Raw genomic sequence first — 15,834 nt, 5'->3', positions numbered from 1 at the left:
GAAAGTCCGCCCTCCCCGATTTAGAACGCCGGAAGACGTGCTCGCTCCACTGTGCGCGCCTTCTGAGCCCTCGTTCGCTTCGCTCACGAGGACGGGGGACAAGTCGATGGAGGTCGACTACGATTCGACTCGAAAACCAGTCCGCCCTCCCCGATTTGAACGCCGGAAGACGTGCTCGCTTCGCTGTGCGCGCCTTCCGAGCCCTCGTTCGCTTCGCTCACGAGGACGGGGGACAAGTCGAACAGGGCAACGGATCCCGGTCGCTCCGTGGATCGCGGGTTCAAACAAAACCATGACTGGAAACCAAGAACTCGAACCGCTCGATCCAGAGACGGCAAAGGAAATGTATCACCGGGAGCGCGAAGGGGAAGTGACGGAACGAACGCTTCAGGCCCATCACTATCGACTCGTCCACTTCATCCGTTGGTGTGACGAAGAGGACATCGACGACATGAACGACCTCTCGGGTCGGAAGCTCCACGAGTATCGGCTCTGGCGGAAGGAGGATGGAGATCTAAACGCCGTATCCCTTCGCACCCAGTTAGAGACCCTTCGGGTATTCATACGGTTCTGTGAGACCATCGACGCCGTCCCGAGCGGCCTCCACGAGAAGATCCTGCTCCCAACGCTCTCGAACGACGACGAGCAGCGGGAAGAGATCCTCCGGTCGGAGCAGGCCGAGAACGTGCTGGAGTACCTCCGCCGGTTCGAGTACGCCTCCCGGACCCACGTCGTCCTTGAACTGCTCTGGCATACTGGGATCCGACTGGGATCGATCGTGGCTCTCGATCTCGACGATTACGATCCCGAAGAGAAACGCCTCGAACTCCGTCATCGTCCCGAGACCGACACGGGTCTAAAGAACGGGAGCGAAGGTGAGCGGCTGGTCGCTCTCGATCCCTACGTTTGCGAAGTGTTGGACGACTGGATCGACCGTCAGCGTCCGGAGATGACCGACGAAAACGGTCGTGAGCCGCTGCTGACGACTCAGCACGGTCGGCTATCGGGAACGACGGTCCGCGAGACGGTCTACAAGGCCACGAGGCCGTGCTACTACGGCTACGACTGTCCACATGACCGTGATCCCGACGGGTGTGAAGGCGTGGATTACGGCTCTTACAGCCGGTGTCCGTCGAGCGTGAGCCCGCACTCGGTTCGCCGGGGATCGATCACACACCACCTCTCTGAAGACGTCCCCGAGAAGGTCGTCTCCGACCGGATGAATGTCGGTCAGGAGGTCCTCGACAAGCATTACGATAAGCGCTCCGAGGAGGTCAAGGTCGAGCAGCGGCGAGAGTACCTCGAAGGGGTATAACCCATGGATCGCACTGAGTACTCACGGGACGCCTCAGTGACCGATCTCTCGGGGGTCAGAGGATCCGCTGACGATGAGGCAAAGCCCGAGATCGAGCCAGACTCGTGGCGCGAGCTGACAGAGTTCGCTGATCGATTCGACGACGCTGTCTTCAGTGTACTCGCCGAGCCCGACGATAGCCCTGAGGGCTTCTGGATCGCCGAGGACATTGACAAGGTTCGGCCAGCCGCTGTTCCCCTCGGTGATCCCCCAACGTTCGACATCTCCGTACTCGGGCCAGATGGTACGGCCATCGGCGAGATCCGGCTGACTATCGAGGAGATCGAGCACGTCCGGGCGGCTGAACCCTCAGGCGTGTCGCCGGAGACCGACGAGGTGTAGGATCGCTCGTGGGGGGTGAGCACCCGCGCCACGCCACTTTGCTGGCTCTCGGACTGCTCGACGATGTATCCCTTTCGTCGAGCGAAGGAGTTCCTGTGGACGCCTCCACGAGGCCCGTAGCGGACCCTCTCGACGATCTCGCACCGGACCCCGGAATCTCTCGCGCCGCGGGCCGGACACCAAGCGGCTGGAGTGCGAGATGATTACTTGATACTCGCTGGAGTACAGACAGAGGTACACCGCTGTCTGAGGGGTCAGACGGTTGACCACCTATCTACTCGTAGTTCAGAATCGAGTGAGATGTCTGAACCCTCAGGCAGAATACAGTAATATATGAGATACTAATTTTCGTAAGTCAGTGTCTGAGGGATCAGACAAACGAAGTGATATTAGATACTGGCATAGAGGGCACCAGTAGGGCGATTATGGTTGTCTGAACCTTCAGACGGATTCCCCACCCAGCTGTTTCAGTATGGCGACTACTTGTCTGAACCATCAGACGTTCGACACTCTTATGGCCCCCGAGGTCTTAGTAACACTCGTTGACGAGTACGCGAAGCCGAACCCCCTGAAGGCCGCTATACGAACAGGACATCGGTAAATCCGGAACGACTCCGGTCTGGTCGAGAAACCCAGTGCAGGAAACGAAAGCCCCTCTACGTCGGAAGGTGGAAGGTGAGGAAGTCAGGCCCCTCACACTTCCTTAGGTAGGTCCGAAGTAATGGGCTTTTGGGACGAACCCTCCCCCCAAAGGGACGTCTCCGTCTTCCCGTGCGGTGCGGGGCGGTCAAGGCGCGTCAGCGCCGCCAACGTTCTGTTCGGTCGCGGTCGAGGGGGGTGAGGTGGAGTAGGTCGGTAGTAGAACGGTAGCTGTACTAAAGGGATTATGAAGGGAAAACAGATCGGTACTAACAGTACGAAGAGCTGTCTGAAGGTTCAGACGACACCACCCTGTCGACGAGGTTGCCAGTGCATCCGAGGCCGCGAGTCCGTCTGAGGGTTCAGATGAACCCGACGTGAGTATTTATTAGATAAGAAACCCACGACAGGGTACTTCACCGTCTGAGCCTTCAGACGGAGGGGCTTCGACCCGTCGAGACAGGGCGAACCACGACCCCGATCCCGCAAGGACCGGGAGTGGGAGTGGACCCCGACAAACGACGGAGCAAACGTCGTCTGACCCCTCCCAGCGAGTCAGAGAGATGGGAACGGGTGCGACGAGACGAGTGGCTGAGGGTTCAGACGGGACGAACCGAAACGCGAGACGGTGAACCGGGCTCACAAGAGACCTTTCCGCAGAGAGCGGGGCCGCCTCGTGAAACTCTGGAGGGGGATAAATATCAAGGATAATGGGCTAGATGGTTTGTACATGGTAACCAATCAAGAATGTCTCAAATGTAAAACGAAAGTTGCCAAAGACGCAAAATATTGCCCCGAGTGCGGAACTAATTTAGCAGACTATTCATGTCCAAATTGCGGTGTCAGAATAGAGCAGGACCCCAATTTCTGTTCGGAGTGTGGGTATGAAATCCAATCGGATATTGAAGAGGTCAAGAAGAGTGATCATGATACCAACAAAATGGATGAAGTCACTGAGGACATAACGAACAAAGACCAAAGGGAGGCAGCAGATGGCACAGACGACAGCAGATGGGACCCAGCGTTTCCGATATTTTCGATTTTCACTGCTATCATGTTGATTTGGGCAGGCATGGTTCAAGTTCCGAGGACGGGAGAGGTCTTCTTTTTTATGTTGGCAGGGGTGCTCGTTATCCCCCGGGTACGACGCCGTGTTGTTCCTCTGATTCATGACAAAACTGGTGTAGACCTATCGTGGCACCGAGACGATTGGGAAGAAGGACCCCCGGACAGAATATGGAGTCGTCCGTTCTTCTTAATCGGTTTGGCGTACACCCTCCTACTTCTTTTAGCGGTGGCCGTGTCTATAATGGAAACTGCCAACGACCCAACCATGTCCGCAAGCGCCGGACTTGTGATGGTGGTTTTTGTATTTGTTTTGGCCTTGGTCATAGTGTACGGAATCAGAGGGATTAGACGTCTTACGACAGCATGAGTCGTATTATTGTGCGTTGTCCAAGTCCATAGGATTTTCCTAATCGTCTTCTATGAGTCCATACAGGAGGTATTCCACGTTTTGGGTCCACCCTCTTTCGCCTCGGACTCATCGACGACTGAAGGTCCCAGAGTCGGGCGACAGCGCCGGTTGCGAGGTGCTGACGGACGACTGAGCGGGGAGGGCCAGCTCGGACCACGAGATTACAATGACGAGGTCGACATCTCGACGACACAGACTCCCTTCCCCCGAGGTCGACGCTGAAGGTACAGTGGCCTCTCCAGTCCCCGCGAGCAGAAGATCGAGTTGATCGAGGCCCATACCATCTACCAACGCTTCGAGTGTGAGCAGAGTCGTCCACGACCGGCCAGACGAGTTGAGAATCGATGTGACGGGAGAGAAGGGTATCACCGGTGGCACCGAAACCCCGAACTCTGCGCTCGACAGATCAGGAGGGATCCCCGGAGAGTGACGGACCAGATCGGTGAGGTATGTGGGGTAGTTCGCTGAGGGTTCAGGCAGACGAGTTACGAGTAGGGTCTCTGGCGAGGCGGGATCGGAGGCACCACCGTCACCAACTGGCATGAAACTGATCGGTGAACCTCGGGGCCCCACGCTGAACCCTCAGACGGAGTTCCGGGTGAGGTTGGGATACCACAGTCGAGAGAACCACTCGGAAGGAATCGTCTGAGGGTTCAGACAACAGCGCCGATGGGGACGGTCATGCGTGGGCGACTGAGACTTCGATCACACTGTCAACAGCGGGCTACTGAGTGAGGGGGTTCTATTCGGGCAAGTTCGTAATCGACGTCTGAGGTCCCGCGACGGTCGCTGGGGCTTGCCAGCAGAGAGGCGAGGCACGATAGGACCCAAACTACTCGCCGAGCGACGAAGGTGCGAGAGACGCCCCTGTGAGAGGTCTTACGAGGTAACGAGGACAGCAGAGTCTGACGACCGAGGCTCCAGCACACGCTGCGTAGTAACGACGGTGACAAATCTTAACCATTCGGCCCGAGTATATCCGAACCGAACCCGCGCTGCGGAGAGTTGACCGGGATTCCCGTTCGACTCATTCGACGTATATGGGCGGTTTACAGGGTAATACCGTCGCTGTACGGTCAATCCGGTTCGACTCGAAAACGAGTCCGCCCTCCCCGATTTGAACGGGGGACAAGTCGATCTACAGTCGACTGCTCTACCAGTCTGAGCTAAGGGCGGGCGTGCGATTAGTACTGGTTCACTGTCGGACTTAAGGGTTATTATCGACGGCCACCGTGCCAGTGGGAACCAGCCTATGACAGACACGTGTCAGACACGTCCGAACGTTGATAAGGGATGGCGACACAATGACAGATGAGCGGTAATGAGTAAGATTACGTTCCGGGCGGACGACGACCTCGTCAAGGAGATCGAGTCGTTCGACGCCTCGAAAAGCGAGGTGTTACGCGAGGCACTACGGAGCTACATCGAGGAACACGAGCCGGCGGAGGGGACGACACAGGATGCGGACTCGCTGGACGCGCTGGTCGCCGACCGCGTCGATCAGTTGATCGACCGACGGCTGGACGAGCGGCTGGGTCAGGGATCGATGCCACAGGACGTCACGGTAAACGTCTCTATCGAGGACGAGCGAGCGACTGCCGAGCGTCAGACAGTGTCGTCAGGAGACGTGTCGGTCGAGCGTGACGACAGGACGTGTACACAGTGTGGCGATACGGTGAGTGACGATCACGTTTACTGTCCGAACTGTGGGGAAAAGGCGTCCAAACGTTCGTTCTGTGAATGTGGAGACGAGCTCCGTTCGGACTGGGCCTTCTGCCCAGGCTGTGGGCGTCGGACACCGGCTGCAGACGTGCTAGATACTCGGTAGAGAGTCACACACTACCGAAGACGGCGTTTACTCCTTTGTGTCACAACCGCCGTTACATTTATTATGTATGCCCGTGAGGTTCCAGTCGCGTAAGACGGTTGTCTTACACGAAGGGGTGGAACCCCTCACATCCGGCGTTGTCGGGTGGCGAGGGGCGTAAGACAAATGATCGGTATCCACGAAGGGCGGCCGTCTTACACAGGGGAATACAACATATGGAGCGTGTGACACTGCGAATTCCGAAACAGCAGATCGACGCGGTCGAACAGATGGTCGACACCGGCCAGTACCCGAATCGTAGCGAGGCGATTCGGGCCGCTGTCCGGGAGATGGTCGACGAACAACAGGAGACCTCCCAGAACTCCAGTAAACGAACCTGGGCGAAGGTGTAGCTATGCAAGATATTGTTCAGGATGCGCTTGAAAACGCCGAAGAGGAGAAACGGGAGATGGATGCTGCGGCAGACGATGACGAGTTCGGCGATCCCCGGATCGTGATCGTCGGCGCTGGAGGTGCTGGTAATAACACCGTCAACCGACTGTACAACATCGGCGTCGAGGGTGCCGAGACCATCGCGATCAACACCGATAAACAGCACCTCAAGATGATCGAGGCCGACACGAAAATTCTGGTCGGTAAGTCCCTGACCAGCGGGCTCGGTGCTGGCGGAGACCCCTCGATGGGCGAGCGAGCTACCGAGATGGCTCAGGGAACGGTCAAGGAAGTGCTGGGTAACGCAGATCTGGTGTTCGTCACCGCGGGGATGGGTGGCGGAACCGGGACCGGTGCGGCACCTGTCGTCTCGAAGATCGCCAAAGAACAGGGGGCGATCGTCGTCGGAATGGTCTCGACGCCGTTCAACGTCGAGCGCGCACGGACAGTCAAGGCAGAAGAAGGTCTAGAGAAACTGCGCGACGAGGCCGACTCGATCATCGTGCTCGACAACAACCGTCTGCTGGAGTACGTGCCGAACCTCCCGATCGGAAAGGCGTTTTCGGTGATGGACCAGATTATCGCCGAGACCGTCAAGGGGATCTCGGAAACGATCACCCAGCCGAGCCTGATTAACCTGGACTACGCCGACATGACGACCATCATGAATCAGGGTGGCGTCGCAGTGATGCTCGTCGGCGAGACGCAGGACAAGAACAAGACGGAGGAGGTCGTCAAAGACGCGATGAACCATCCACTGCTCGATGTCGACTACCGCGGCGCGAGCGGCGGGCTGGTTCACATTACTGGTGGGCCCGACCTCACACTGAAGGAGGCCGAAGGGATCGCGGACAACATCACCGAGCGTCTGGAAGCCAGTGCGAACGTCATCTGGGGTGCCCGAATCCAGGAGGAGTACAAGGGCAAGGTCCGCGTGATGGCGATCATGACCGGCGTCCAGAGCGCGCAAGTGCTTGGTCCGACGACGCAAAAGCAGGCCAACAAGTCCCGTGAGAGTCTCCAGGGAGCGAACGAAGCATCCTTTGACGCTAGCCAGAACCTCGACGACTCGGGAAGCAAAGGCAGCTTCGGTGCACAGAGCGACGGCGGGAAGGACACGGTCGAGAAGCAGAACGGTCTCGACGTAATCCGGTAGTTGCGTCTTCTTTTTGACCGGCGAGGGTCGGAAACCCTGATTTATCCCCACCACAAACTGGCACCTACAGTGACGATAAGCACTTCCCGGCGTCAGCTGCTGGCCGCCAGTTGTGGGCTCGCATTCGGAGCGATAGCTGGCTGTACGGAGGCCGACGAGGGACATACCACATATGACATTGAGAACCATCGAGCCGGAGCGGTCGAAATCGACTTTCGTATGTACACGGGGAACGAGTTGGCTCTCGCTCGGGAGTACGAACTCGACTCTGGTGAGACCCTACGGGAGGAAAACGCGCTGGCAGGGACAGAGTACGATGTCGAAGTGACGGTTGACGGGGAGACGGAGACGTATGAACTTGCTCCGCAGGGCTGTGACGATCAAGTGCTACGAATCTGGATTCGGGATGACGAGGTTATGTTCGATTCCGATGATTGCGAGTGAGACCAGCTCCCCGTATTACACCGACTGGACCGCATCGACCAGCGTGCACTTCCGGCACCGCTCGCGCGTGGTCGGCGCGCCACACTCAACACACTCCTGGGTGTCCTTCGCCTCATCGCTGTCGTCGTTGTGACTGTCGGCTGCGAGCGCAGCCAGTTCCTCGTAGCCGGACATGATCGAATGTCGGGTTCCGGGATGGTTCTCTTCGAGGTCGTAGAGCAGCTGCTGGATCTCCCCTCGGTAGGCTTCACTGGAGTGTGGACACTCCGTTATATGCGCGGGTAGATTCCGGAGGTGAGCGTAGAGGGCAACTTCCTTCTCGGGAATGTCCCGGAGCGGCTTCGCCCGCGGTACGAACACATCTTGATCCGACCGGGAGTCGAGCGACCTGTCCTCGGAGTCCGGTAGGTTACGATCATCGAAGTCGCCGAGGCTCGCATGGAAGTGACTGGCCATCTGCTCGACGTTCCCTTCGAGGAAATTCATCAGGGCGGTCTGGGCCTCGTCATCGAGATTGTGGCCGGTCAATAGTTTGTCAGCGTCGAACTCGTCGGCGTACTTCGAGAGGAGATCACGCCGAAAGACGCCGCAGTACGCACATGCCGCCATGTTCTCCGGGTCTTTTTCGACGACATCGTCCATCTGGACGCCGAACTCCTCCTCGTATGTGACCAGTTCGTGGCGCAGGTCGAGATCGGCTGCCAGCTCCTCACAGGCGTCGACGCTTTTGTCGCGGTACCCTTCGATCCCTTCGTGGATCGTCAGCGCAATCAGCTCGATACGGGGATCCTTGGCAAACGTGTCCTCAAGGATTTGCGTGAGGACGACGCTGTCTTTCCCGCCCGAAAGGCCGATGACCCATCGCTGTGGGTTCTCGGGTGTGGCCGAGCGCGGCACGAGGCTGTCCTCGCGGATGCGATGGCGGACGCGGCTCTCGACCGACTCGCAGAAGTGTTCCTCGCAGAGATGCGATCCCGAGTACGCCGCATGCATCACGGCCTCGCGGTCGCACTTGGTACAATCCATTGAGAGAGCGTAACCGTGTGAGCGACATCACCGTTTCGGCTCGGCGTCTTACTGCGCGTCCGGACCGTCACGAACGGCGGTGAGTAGCGTGTCGATCCGTCGATCCCGGTCCGGTGAGGAGAACAACTCGTGCCCGCCGTCGTACAGTCGGATCCGATCTGAGGGAACCCGATCACCGATCGCCCGGGTACTGACCAGCCGATCACTGAGGGTGCAGAAGACGACGGCGTCGTCACTGATCGGTGGCAACGCACGCTGGGCATACCGTATCTCCCGGAGGAACGACGGAGCGGCGCGTCCAGCTCCTTCGGAGAGCTGTCGATCGGTGGCTAGCTCACCGATCGCGTCTCTCTCGGTCACCTCTGTCGGGACGATCGGTACCGATATCGGCAGTTTTCTGACGAGCGTTAGTGCTGGCCCCTGGTGGTTCTCGGCGTACCCCCACCATGGGCTGAGGTAGGTCCGGGTCTCGGCGTCGTCGAGATATGGCCCGATCAGGCCGCCGGTGCTATGACCCAGCAGCCGGAACGAGTCGAGTGTCTCGACGTAGCGCTCTATCGGAAGTACGTACTCCTCGACGAAATTGTTGATTGTATCCGGAAGCTCAAAGACCGTGACACGAAACTCCCCTGTCAACTCGTCTATCAGCCACTGGACGTTCTCGTGATCGATTCTGTTCCCCCAGCCGAGGACGAACACGAGTTCGTCGTCGGAGTTTCCGTCGAACGTCTGTCGGCGCACGGACGTATTTTCAGCGACGAGAACTATAAGCGTTGGCGGTGGATATCTCGTTCGTGAATCAAGCGGTTCGATAGCACACCCTCGAAGGTTATGAGCGAGTCCGTAGAATATCGACATATGTCCCGGAATACGGAGCCAGCAATGCTGTCGCACTGCTGGAACTGCGGGTTCGAGGCACCACCTGGAAGCGACGAGTGGGACCGACTCGATGCGGTATCGATCGGAACGCTGACCCGCTGTCCGGAGTGTGGGAGTACGGACGTCTCGACCGGCCGGTAAGTATCACTGGAGACGGTCGGCGACTCCCTCGAGACATCCTTCCCAGAGACATCTTCGGAAGGCGATATCGTAGCCGGTCGTATCCCGAACCGCGTCGAGGTTCGTTCGGAGCGTGTCCCATTCGTCGTCGGTCAACGCGATCTCCTCGTTGGTACCCATCACGCCCGTGTTGTCGGGGTCGTCGTCGTGACACAGTGTGAGGTGGGCAATCTCGTGGAAGAGGAGCCGTTCCTGTTCCCACTTGTCGTTACGATCGCAGACGACCGCCCTGTTACCGACACTGAAGCCGTTGACGTGGCCGTCGACGCCGCCACCGAACAGGTTAGCCCACGGGCTGTAGACCAGTCCACCGTACCTCTCGAACTCGTGACCGGGGATGACGAAGACCTGCACCGCAACATCTCGGACGAACGGCTCGACCTCTTCGCGGTATAGTCCAGTTCGATCCCAGAGCAACGTCTTGGCGTTCCAGCCGTACTCGCGTTCGATCCGGTCGTGGTCGTATCGGCCCGGGTAGTCGAGCCACTGCGCGTAGACACCGTGGTCGCGGAACCGCTGTTCGATGGTGCGTTTCGTTCTGTCGTCGATCGACGCCTCACCGATGTACCTGATATCGAGTAGAAGATCTCGTCGATCCGGATCAAGACCCTCGAACTGATTTTCACCAAACAGGTCGGTAAGCCTGCGGTGAAACGAATCGGAGCGTTCTTTTCTATCGGGGATCCCATCCCCATCCTCGTCGGTGAATCGGTCATCCGTCAAGTACCCACCCGCGCCGATGCCTGCTGTGACGCCGATCCCCCCACCGACCGACTGAAGTACTGCCCTGCGGCTCGTTCGAGAGTTCTCCTCGCCATCGTCCGTCAAGGGGGGCATTTCTCATCTCATCGGTTTGCATGATTATGTATGAATATACTGGCCGTTTACTGAGAATTCTCTCTCTGTGAGGTGTCTATATCATTCCGTGTCGTTGTCTGGATCATTCCGTGTCGGGTGCGACGAGTGCGTTGTTTCGGTCGAACAGGTTCGGCAGTATAACGTCAGTATTATCAAACACCGCCGGGGCATCGGCGCTTGCTCCGGTCTGTTCCCCGGGAACGACGCTCTCGCTGTCGGGGGTCCCTGTAGCCGGTGTGGCGTGCCGATCGGCGGCGTCACTTGTCGGTCTAACTGGTCGTCGTGTCGTCTGCATGTTGGCTGGCATTGGTCGGATTGCGGCGGATCGGTCGGGTACTGGACGTCGATCAGAAGGAGTGGTCGCGTACTGCTACGAACGTGAGCATCGTATCTACCACTGTGAGCTTATCCTTAATAATTGTTTATGTTATTTATCCTCCCTGACTCCGGGCACCAACGCACCTCTATACGGACCAAAACCTCATCTATACGCAGAATAAATACCACACAGTGACGACGAACGAGCCGATTTCCGTTCTGTACGTCAACGACGACCCCGAACTGCTTCGGCTGGTCAGCACACGTCTCGAACGGGAACGAGACCATCTGACGATCCACAGGGCTGAATCCGTCGAAGACGGGCTTTCGATCCTTCGAACCGACGACGTCGACTGCATTCTGAGCGACTACCACATGCCCGACCGAAACGGGCTCGATTTTCTCCGGACCGTCCGTGCGGAGGACGACGAGATCCCGTTTATACTGTTCACCGAAACGGGCGACGAATCCGTTGCGAGCGAGAGTATCAGCGCTGGCGTCACCGATTATATCATCCAGGAGACGATCGGCAACCAGTCTACTTTGCTTGCCAACAAGATCACGACCCACGTCGAGCACATCCGTGCACGTCGAGCGGCGGAGTATACGAATCGACAGCTCCGGGATATCGCCGAGACGACCGAAGATGTTCTCTGGGTGTTCTCGGCAGACTGGTCGGAGCTTCGGTTTGCCAGTTCCGCCTACGAGGAGACATTTGGCCACTCGATCGAGGAGCTTCGCGCTGATCCCCAGTCATTTCTCGCGCAGGTGGTAGAGGACGATCGGGACCGCGTGCAGCGAGCAATGCACCGGGTTTCGGATGGAGAGCCACTACAGATTGAATATCGGGTGAACTACTCCGACGATATTCGTCTGTGGGTCGAATCACGATGCCGGCCGGGATTCGACGAGAACGGCGACCTGGACTATGTTGCCGGATTTACCCGCGATATCACCGAGCAGAAATCGCACGAGAAAAGCCTCGTTCTCAAAAACGAACAGCTAGAGCAGTTCAGCTCGACGGTCGCACACGATCTGCGTAACCCCCTCAACATTGCCGATGGGAACATCGACCTCGCACGTGAGGAGTGTGACAGCCAGTATCTCGACATTGCGTCGGAGGCAGTCTCCGAGATGGCCGTGCTCATCGACGAACTGCTCGCGCTCGCAAAGGAAGGCGAGACGATCGACGAACGATCACAGGTCGGGTTCGAAGAACTCGTCCAGTCGGGGGCTCGAAACGTTGTTCTGGATGCAACACGCCTCGATATCCAGGGCAGCGCAACGCTCGAGTGTGACCCCTCACGGCTGCGCGAGGCGCTGGAGAACCTGTTACGGAACGCGACCGACCACGGGGGCGAGGGTGTGAGGGTAACGGTTGGGTTGCTCGACGACGGCGATGGATTCTACGTCGAGGACGACGGAGTCGGACTCCCCGCTGGCAAAGGGGAGGTCATCTTCGAGCGCGGACACACCGATTCACAGCACGGGAGCGGGTTCGGGCTGGCAATCGTTGACCAGATCGTCGATGCACACGGCTGGGAAATTGTGGCAACCGAAAGTTCCAGCGGCGGCGCTCGCTTCGAGATCACCGGAATCGATTCACTCTCGATCGAATCGGAGTGAGGCAGGTGATTTCGAGTTTCCGAACTATTCGTGGCGGAAACACCGAAAGACTCTCTCCGGTCGTCTTTCGAGCCGTAGGCACTCAATCACTCCGTTCAATCGTGGCGGAAACACCGCTGACCGGTCATCACCATCGCGATGTCGTGTTCGTCGGCCGCCTCGATGACGTCCTCGTCGTTGACTGACCCACCGGGCTGAATCACGGCCTCGATACCCGCATCTGCGGCTTTCTCGATCCCGTCCGGGAACGGGAAGAAGGCGTCCGAGGCCATCACTGCGCCCTCGGCGGACTTGCCTTCGGCGTCGCGCTCGGCTTTCATTGTGGCGATCTCGACGGCATCGACCCGGGAGACCTGTCCCGCACCGACGCCGACGGTCTCGGTACCGCTGGCGAAGAGGATCGCGTTCGATTTGACGTGTTTGATCGTCTGCCAGGCAAACAGCATCGAGTCGATCTGCTCGTCGGTCGGCTCGCGCTCGGTGACGATCTCCAGATCCTCGGCGGAGAGTTTCTGGTCGTCGCGCTGCTGGATCAGTCGCCCGCCAACGAGGTCCTTCTGCGTGAGCGGTTCGTGACCCTCGCCGAGTTCGCCGACGTCGAGGACACGCAGGTTCTTTTTTTCGGTCAGGACGTCGAGCGCGTCGTCGGTGTAGCCCGGCGCGACGACGACCTCCTTGAACGAGTCGACGACTTGCTCGGCAGTATCGACGTCACAGACCCGGTTCAGGGCGACGATGCCGCCGAACGCGCTTTTCGCGTCGGTCGAGAGCGCGCGCTCGTAGGCCTCCGCAAGGGAGTCCGCGGTCGCACAGCCGGCCGGGTTCGTGTGTTTGATGATCGCGCAGGCCGGCTCGTCGAACTCCTTGACGATGCCGAGTGCGGCATCCGTATCGTTGTAGTTGTTGTACGACATCGCCTTCGCGCCCTCGTTCAGCTGCGGCGCGCCGACGATACTGGCCTCCTCGCAGGTGTTGTCGACGTAGACGGCGGCGTCCTGATGAGGGTTCTCCCCGTAGCGGAGTTCGGCCGCCCGATCGGCGGTCTCGACGTGACGCCGAGGGAGCTGTTCAGCCGTATCCGAGGCTACCGTGACCTCGCCAGCGTCGAGGTTGACGTCGACGCTCCCCTCGGCGATCCAGCGCACCGCACGCGGGTAGGCGGAAAACTCGCCCTGATAGAGGATTCGCTCGGAAAGCGTCTCCTCGTCGTCGCCCTCGTAGACGGGGATCGGCTCCTGGGTGACGACCGGGCCGCCGTCGACCTCGCTCTCGACGACCTCGCCCTCGTCGTCGGTCGCGTCGGTGACAACGTGGACCGTACAGCCCGAAACGGAGACGCCCGAATCCAGCGCGTCGCCCCACGCGTCCATGCCGGGGAATGCAGGAAGCAGGGACGGGTGGACGTTCAGCGTCGTCGGCTGTACGTCGAGGAACTCGTCGGTGAGGATCCGCATGTAGCCGTCGAGACAGACGAGATCGAACTCGTGCTCGGCCAGCGCGTTGTTGATGCGCGCCTCGTGGTCCTGCCGGCTCTCGCCGTCCTCGCGTTCGACGACTTCGGTAGGAATCCCGCGTTTCTCGGCTTTTTTCACGACCGGCGCGTCGGCATCGTTGGTCAGGACGACCGCGAACTCCGCGCCGCCCGGCGCGATATCCGCGATGTGCATGAGGTTTCGGCCACGATTGCTCGCCATGCCCGCGATCCGTGTCATAGCTGAGAGAGCGAGCGCGTCGACAAAAGTAGTTGCGATACGACCGGCCAGAGTATCCATATACATGTATATATTTCGCCTGTATCCTCCGATGTTAGACCTGATCTGTTCACATCTGTGGCTCTCCGTTCCGACACGCTTTTGCTCTCGGCCGGGCCAGCATTTCGCATGACAGAATCCCTGTACGCCGTCTCGCCGCTCGACGGTCGCTACGCCGGTCGCACCGCACCGCTGTCACCCTATGCCAGCGAAGCAGGCCTGATGCGAGCGCGCGTCCGCGTCGAAGTCGAGTATCTCATTGCGCTCGCCGACACAGAGGGGATCGATCTCCAGCTTGGCACACAAGAACGCCAGCAGCTCCGGTCGCTGTATAAGACGTTCAGTGAAGAAGATGCAAACATCATCAAGAAGCTCGAAACCGAAGGCTACGCCGGGTTCGACGCGACGAACCACGACGTCAAAGCCGTCGAGTACTTTATTCGTCACGAACTCTCCGAGGACATTGCACACATCTCACCGTGGATCCACTTCGGGCTGACGAGCGAAGACGTCAACAACGTCGCCCACCGACTGCTCGTCCGCGACGCGATGGAGGAGGTCGTGCTCCCCGAACTGCTGAGCGCGCGTAACGATCTCACGAAACTCGCCCGGGAGTACCGGGACCTCCCGATGCTGGCCCGGACCCACGGCCAGCCCGCGACGCCGACGACCTTCGGCAAGGAGATGGCCGTCTACGCTGCCCGACTCGGCCGCGCTATCTCGGAGGTGCAGCGAGCGACCGAGAACCTCGCCGGAAAGCTCGGCGGGGCAAGCGGCACCTACGCAGCTCACGTCGCGGCCTACCCCGATATCGACTGGCGTGGGGTCGCCGAGCGCTTTGTCACCGGACTGGATCTGGAGTACGTCTCGCCGACGACGCAGGTCAACCCCTGTGACGATCTCGCCACGCTCTTCGACGCGCTTCGCCGAGCGAACTCCATCATCCTCGATCTGGATCACGACATGTGGCTCTACATCTCCGATCGCTATCTCGGACAGGAGACGACCGAGGGTGAAACCGGCTCCTCGACGATGCCCCACAAGGTCAACCCGATCGACTTCGAGAACAGTGAGGGGAACCTCTCGAAGGCGAACTCCGATCTCCAGTTTCTCGCCGACTACATCACGACTTCGCGGCTCCAGCGCGATCTCTCCGATTCGACCGTCAAGCGCAACATCGGCGGCGCGCTCGCCCACTGTCTGATCGGCTACACCAAGCTCCAGACCGGCCTCGACAAGGTCGCCCCCAACGAGCAGGTCATGCGCGATGAGCTCCGGAACACGCCCGAAATCATCGGCGAGGCCGTCCAGACGATCCTGCGGCGTGAGGGCCACGAGGACGCCTACGAACAGGTCAAAGCCCTCACCCGCGGCGAACGTGTGACGATCGAGGACTTCCGCGCGCTGTTCGAGGAGCTCGATATCGACGACGACGTCGAGGCCGAGCTGAAGGCGCTCTCGCCGGAAACCTACGTCGGGATCGCTGATCGACTCGTCGACGACGTCGAGTAAGCGAGCCGTCGT

15 protein-coding genes and 1 tRNA gene are annotated in these 15,834 nt (G+C 59.3%); 10 read left to right on the top strand and 6 right to left on the bottom strand.

The genetic code is table 11. The features are described 5' to 3' along the window. The first annotated feature begins 292 nt into the window (after window positions 1-292). The 3 genes from AArcS_RS11510 to AArcS_RS11500 all read left to right on the top strand — a co-directional run bounded on the left by AArcS_RS11510 (window position 293) and on the right by AArcS_RS11500 (window position 3,770). Window positions 293-1,315 (top strand): tyrosine-type recombinase/integrase, encoded by a 1,023-nt coding sequence (locus AArcS_RS11510; protein ID WP_238477562.1) that lies wholly within the window; start codon window positions 293-295, stop codon window positions 1,313-1,315. Between the two features lie 3 nt (window positions 1,316-1,318). Then, window positions 1,319-1,696, top strand: a complete 378-nt coding sequence (locus tag AArcS_RS11505) for a hypothetical protein (protein ID WP_238477561.1) — start codon at window positions 1,319-1,321, stop codon at window positions 1,694-1,696. Window positions 1,697-2,963: 1,267 nt separating this feature from the next. After that, complete coding sequence (locus AArcS_RS11500; RefSeq protein WP_238477560.1) at window positions 2,964-3,770, top strand: zinc ribbon domain-containing protein; 807 nt, start codon at window positions 2,964-2,966, stop codon at window positions 3,768-3,770. A 1,144-nt stretch (window positions 3,771-4,914) separates the two neighbouring features. Here AArcS_RS11500 and AArcS_RS11495 read toward each other — a convergent pair. Beyond that, window positions 4,915-4,988, bottom strand: a tRNA-Tyr gene (locus tag AArcS_RS11495). A gap of 145 nt (window positions 4,989-5,133) precedes the next feature. On the opposite strand from AArcS_RS11495, the gene AArcS_RS11490 reads away from it, so the two are divergent. The 4 genes from AArcS_RS11490 to AArcS_RS11475 all read left to right on the top strand — a co-directional run bounded on the left by AArcS_RS11490 (window position 5,134) and on the right by AArcS_RS11475 (window position 7,672). Beyond that, window positions 5,134-5,640, top strand: coding sequence for a double zinc ribbon domain-containing protein (locus AArcS_RS11490; protein ID WP_238477559.1), 507 nt, complete (start codon window positions 5,134-5,136; stop codon window positions 5,638-5,640). A gap of 215 nt (window positions 5,641-5,855) precedes the next feature. Next, a complete protein-coding gene (cdrS, locus tag AArcS_RS11485; RefSeq protein WP_238477558.1) occupies window positions 5,856-6,032 on the top strand; it encodes a transcriptional regulator CdrS in 177 nt (58 codons plus the stop codon). 2 nt (window positions 6,033-6,034) lie between these two features. Further along, window positions 6,035-7,228, top strand: a complete 1,194-nt coding sequence (gene ftsZ / locus AArcS_RS11480; protein WP_238477557.1) for a cell division protein FtsZ — start codon at window positions 6,035-6,037, stop codon at window positions 7,226-7,228. Between the two features lie 69 nt (window positions 7,229-7,297). Next, entirely contained in the window at window positions 7,298-7,672 is a 375-nt protein-coding gene (locus tag AArcS_RS11475; protein ID WP_238477556.1) for an Ig-like domain-containing protein, read from the top strand. Window positions 7,673-7,687: 15 nt separating this feature from the next. Here AArcS_RS11475 and ncsA read toward each other — a convergent pair whose 3' ends face one another. Beyond that, the gene (gene ncsA / locus AArcS_RS11470; RefSeq protein WP_238477555.1) at window positions 7,688-8,698 is read right to left on the bottom strand and encodes a tRNA 2-thiolation protein NcsA; all 1,011 of its coding nucleotides are present in this window, start codon (window positions 8,696-8,698) and stop codon (window positions 7,688-7,690) included. 48 nt (window positions 8,699-8,746) lie between these two features. Continuing rightward, the gene (locus AArcS_RS11465; RefSeq protein ID WP_238477554.1) at window positions 8,747-9,439 is read right to left on the bottom strand and encodes an alpha/beta hydrolase; all 693 of its coding nucleotides are present in this window, start codon (window positions 9,437-9,439) and stop codon (window positions 8,747-8,749) included. 117 nt (window positions 9,440-9,556) lie between these two features. Here AArcS_RS11465 and AArcS_RS11460 point away from each other — a divergent pair, with 117 nt between their 5' ends. Continuing rightward, window positions 9,557-9,718, top strand: coding sequence for a hypothetical protein (locus AArcS_RS11460; RefSeq protein WP_238477553.1), 162 nt, complete (start codon window positions 9,557-9,559; stop codon window positions 9,716-9,718). A 3-nt stretch (window positions 9,719-9,721) separates the two neighbouring features. On the opposite strand, the gene AArcS_RS11455 is transcribed toward AArcS_RS11460, so the two are convergent. Beyond that, the gene (locus AArcS_RS11455; protein ID WP_238477552.1) at window positions 9,722-10,594 is read right to left on the bottom strand and encodes a hypothetical protein; all 873 of its coding nucleotides are present in this window, start codon (window positions 10,592-10,594) and stop codon (window positions 9,722-9,724) included. 103 nt (window positions 10,595-10,697) lie between these two features. After that, a complete protein-coding gene (locus tag AArcS_RS11450) occupies window positions 10,698-10,910 on the bottom strand; it encodes a hypothetical protein (protein ID WP_238477551.1) in 213 nt (70 codons plus the stop codon). A 215-nt stretch (window positions 10,911-11,125) separates the two neighbouring features. On the opposite strand from AArcS_RS11450, the gene AArcS_RS11445 reads away from it, so the two are divergent. Beyond that, window positions 11,126-12,559 (top strand): ATP-binding response regulator, encoded by a 1,434-nt coding sequence (locus AArcS_RS11445; RefSeq protein ID WP_238477550.1) that lies wholly within the window; start codon window positions 11,126-11,128, stop codon window positions 12,557-12,559. A 95-nt stretch (window positions 12,560-12,654) separates the two neighbouring features. Here the strand turns inward: AArcS_RS11445 and purH are convergent, their stop codons facing one another. Further along, window positions 12,655-14,271, bottom strand: coding sequence for a bifunctional phosphoribosylaminoimidazolecarboxamide formyltransferase/IMP cyclohydrolase (purH, locus tag AArcS_RS11440; RefSeq protein WP_238477549.1), 1,617 nt, complete (start codon window positions 14,269-14,271; stop codon window positions 12,655-12,657). A gap of 168 nt (window positions 14,272-14,439) precedes the next feature. Between purH and purB the strand changes: the two genes are divergently transcribed. Further along, entirely contained in the window at window positions 14,440-15,822 is a 1,383-nt protein-coding gene (purB, locus tag AArcS_RS11435) for an adenylosuccinate lyase (protein WP_238477548.1), read from the top strand. The last annotated feature ends 12 nt before the right edge of the window (window positions 15,823-15,834 follow it).

This window comes from Natranaeroarchaeum sulfidigenes, assembly GCF_017094485.1.
GTDB lineage: Archaea > Halobacteriota > Halobacteria > Halobacteriales > Natronoarchaeaceae > Natranaeroarchaeum > Natranaeroarchaeum sulfidigenes.
Note: the sequence above shows the minus strand (reverse complement) of the source record. Positions and strands in the feature narration are given on the sequence as shown.

Bases quoted from the DNA above. Each gene is read 5' to 3' on its own strand.
- AArcS_RS11510 (WP_238477562.1), top strand. From the start codon at position 293: ATGACTGGAAACCAAGAACTCGAACCGCTCGATCCAGAGACGGCAAAG.
- AArcS_RS11505 (WP_238477561.1), top strand. From the start codon at position 1,319: ATGGATCGCACTGAGTACTCACGGGACGCCTCAGTGACCGATCTCTCG.
- AArcS_RS11490 (WP_238477559.1), top strand. From the start codon at position 5,134: ATGAGTAAGATTACGTTCCGGGCGGACGACGACCTCGTCAAGGAGATC.
- cdrS (WP_238477558.1), top strand. From the start codon at position 5,856: ATGGAGCGTGTGACACTGCGAATTCCGAAACAGCAGATCGACGCGGTC.
- ftsZ (WP_238477557.1), top strand. From the start codon at position 6,035: ATGCAAGATATTGTTCAGGATGCGCTTGAAAACGCCGAAGAGGAGAAA.
- ncsA (WP_238477555.1), bottom strand. From the start codon at position 8,698: ATGGATTGTACCAAGTGCGACCGCGAGGCCGTGATGCATGCGGCGTAC.
- AArcS_RS11460 (WP_238477553.1), top strand. From the start codon at position 9,557: ATGTCCCGGAATACGGAGCCAGCAATGCTGTCGCACTGCTGGAACTGC.
- AArcS_RS11455 (WP_238477552.1), bottom strand. From the start codon at position 10,594: ATGCCCCCCTTGACGGACGATGGCGAGGAGAACTCTCGAACGAGCCGC.
- AArcS_RS11450 (WP_238477551.1), bottom strand. From the start codon at position 10,910: ATGCAGACGACACGACGACCAGTTAGACCGACAAGTGACGCCGCCGAT.
- purH (WP_238477549.1), bottom strand. From the start codon at position 14,271: ATGACACGGATCGCGGGCATGGCGAGCAATCGTGGCCGAAACCTCATG.
- purB (WP_238477548.1), top strand. From the start codon at position 14,440: ATGACAGAATCCCTGTACGCCGTCTCGCCGCTCGACGGTCGCTACGCC.